Origin of the sequence: Bellilinea sp., from assembly GCF_034432615.1 — a bacterium.
In the GTDB taxonomy this organism is placed as follows: Bacteria; Chloroflexota; Anaerolineae; order Anaerolineales; family Anaerolineaceae; genus Bellilinea.
The window spans coordinates 1-2,698 of record NZ_DAOUBL010000166.1 but is presented as its reverse complement, the minus strand read 5'-3'; the positions used below and the strand labels follow the sequence as shown (position 1 = coordinate 2,698).

The 2,698-nt window shown below is 57.6% G+C and carries 2 protein-coding genes; one reads left to right on the top strand and one right to left on the bottom strand.

All coding sequences use genetic code 11. From position 1 onward, the window contains the following. Positions 1-23: 23 nt before the first annotated feature. Positions 24-767, top strand: a complete 744-nt coding sequence (locus VAE48_RS07910; RefSeq protein ID WP_322792779.1) for an aldo/keto reductase — start codon at positions 24-26, stop codon at positions 765-767. Between the two features lie 10 nt (positions 768-777). On the opposite strand, the gene VAE48_RS07905 is transcribed toward VAE48_RS07910, so the two are convergent. Beyond that, complete coding sequence (locus VAE48_RS07905; protein WP_322792778.1) at positions 778-2,421, bottom strand: ribonuclease J; 1,644 nt, start codon at positions 2,419-2,421, stop codon at positions 778-780. Positions 2,422-2,698: the final 277 nt, after the last annotated feature.

The following is a 2,698-nucleotide window of genomic DNA, read 5'->3' as shown; positions in this document are numbered from 1 at the left end:
CGGAAGAAACCATCGGCTAAGCCCTGAAAGGCAACCGCCGTCGAAAATTTTTCATCGCCAGCAAGGTTTTCTTTCCCACCGGCGAAGGCGTCAACGAGCGCGGCCTTTCGCGCCACCACATTCTGGAAGCGGTGGAAGCCAGCCTGCGCCGCCTGCAAACCGACTACCTTGACCTGTACTACACCCACCGCTGGGACGAAAACACACCCATCGAGGAAACCCTGCGCGCGCTGGACGATCTGGTGCGCGCCGGCAAGGTTCGCTATCTGGGCTGCTCCAACTACGCGGCCTGGCAGCTGGCGCATGCCAACCTGCTGGCGGAGGTGCGCGGCTGGACGGCTTTTGCAGTGATTCAATCGGAATACAACCTGCTCAACCGCGAGGCAGAACGCGAAGTACTGCCTTACTGCCGCCAGTGCGGGGTCGGTTTTGTGCCGTACTTCCCACTGGCAGGCGGCTTTCTGACCGGCAAGTACCGGCGCGGGCAGCCCCCGCCGCCCGGCTCACGCGGCGAAAGTTCCGCCTATGTGCAGGGCTTCATGAACGAGGCGTTTTACGACCGCATCGAACGGCTGGAAATCTGGGCAAAAGACCACGGCCACAGCCTGAACGAACTGGCCATCGCCTGGCTGCTGGCGCAGCCGGCCGTCTGCTCGGTGATTGCCGGCGCCACGCGGCTGGAACAGGTCACCGCCAACCTGCGCGCGCTCGAATGGAAATTGAGCGCGGCAGAACTGGCGGAAATCAGTCAGCTGCTGGAAAGTTAAACGCGCCGGCTTACTCGCGCGAAACGGTGACGTAAATCATCGGGCGGCGGTGGGTTTCGCTGTACAGGTAATTGCTCAGCTCTTTCTCAATATCGCGGCTGAGGTTGCCGTTGACACTGCTGCCGATCAGTCCGGAAACCCGTTTGCGGGCTTCTTCCATCACCGTTTCACTCTCACGCGAAAGCATGAACCCGCGGCTGGTAATTTGCGGTTCGCGCCGCAGGCCGCCGCTGAAACGGTCCAACACCACGTTGACCAGCACGATGCCGTCGCGCGCCAGAATCTCGCGTTCGCGCATCACATCGGTATCCACCTCGCCCACACTGGAGCCTTCCACAAAGACATAGGAGGTCGGCACTTTTTCAGCCAGCCGCAGGCTCTTGCCGTCCAGTTCCAGCACCTGTCCGTTTTCGATGACGGCAATGTTCTCACGCGGGATACCAACCTGCGTAGCCAGCAATGCGTGCTGATGCAGCTGGCGCAGTTCGCCGTGAATGGGGATGAGGAATTTGGGACGGGTCAGGTGGATGAGCAGTTTCATCTCTTCCTGGCTGGCGTGCCCGGAAACATGCACCGGCGCAATGGCCTCGTAAATCACATTGGCGCCGCGCTGGAACAGGCGGTTAATCGTCCGGTACACATTTTCCTCGTTGCCGGGGATGGGATGTGAAGAAAGCACGACCGTATCGCCGGGGATGATGTCAAACAGGCGGTTGGTGCCGGTGGAAAGCCGCCCCATGATGGAAGACGGCTCACCCTGCGAACCGGTGCACATGATGACCACCTGCTCGGGCGGCAGGGTCAGCGCCTGCTCGATGGACACCTGCAATTTCTCGGGGATGTTCAGATAGCCCAGTTTGCGCGCCATTTTGACATTATCCACCATGCTGGTGCCGGCAAATGCCAGTTTGCGCCCGTGGCGCTGAGCGGCGTTGGCCGCCTGCTGCATGCGCGAGATGAGCGAGGCAAAGCTGGCAATGATGATGCGCCCGGGGGCTTCTTTGAAGACGCGGTCAAAGGCCTCGTCAATCACCTTTTCGGAAGGCGTCCAGCCGGCGCGCTCGGCATTGGTAGAATCGGCCAGCAGCGCCAGCACGCCGCGCTGCGAAAACTCGGCCAACTTGGCGTAATCGCTGGGTTTTTCGTCCACCGGCGTGTGGTCGAACTTGTAGTCCGACTGGTGAACAATCAGACCGAGCGGGGTGGTAATGCCCAGCCCAACGCCATCTGGAATCGAGTGGCAGACGTGGAAAAACTCGATGGTGAAACTGCCCAGTTGCAGGGTGTCGCCGGCCTGCACGGTGTGCAATTCGACGCGGTCGAGCAGACCGTTTTTGGCCAGTTTGACCTCGATCAACCCGCGGGTGAGCGGGGTGGCGTAAATGGGCGCCTGAATCTGCTCGATCACGTGGCGGATGGCGCCGGTGTGATCCTCGTGCCCGTGGGTGATGATGATGGCGCGAATTTTGTTGCGCCGTTCGATAAGGTAGGAGATATCGGGGATGATGTAATCCACCCCCAGCATGTCACTGTCGGGGAACATCAGGCCGGCATCCACGACGATGATGTCATCGCCGTATTCATAGACCATCATGTTACGCCCAACTTCCCCCAAACCTCCGAGGGGGATAATCCGAATTTTTTTGTCCTTCATTTACTTGTGTACTCTTATTCCTTTGTAAAGTTTTTTATAAAACACAATGGATGTGTTTTTAGGGTTCAATTCAGGTTTCAAAACAAAACCCCGCCAGATTTGCAGGGCTTACGAACGAAAACGTTCCCGCCTGAGTGATTTTTTATAATCAGTTGATATATTTTAACATCAAAAGGCTAATCTGTCAAAGCGCGCGGGGTTGTTGTTATTTAAACTTGAAAGTTGGACAGTTTAAAGCTGAAAAGTGGACAGGGAGCTTTCTTAACATTTGAAGATA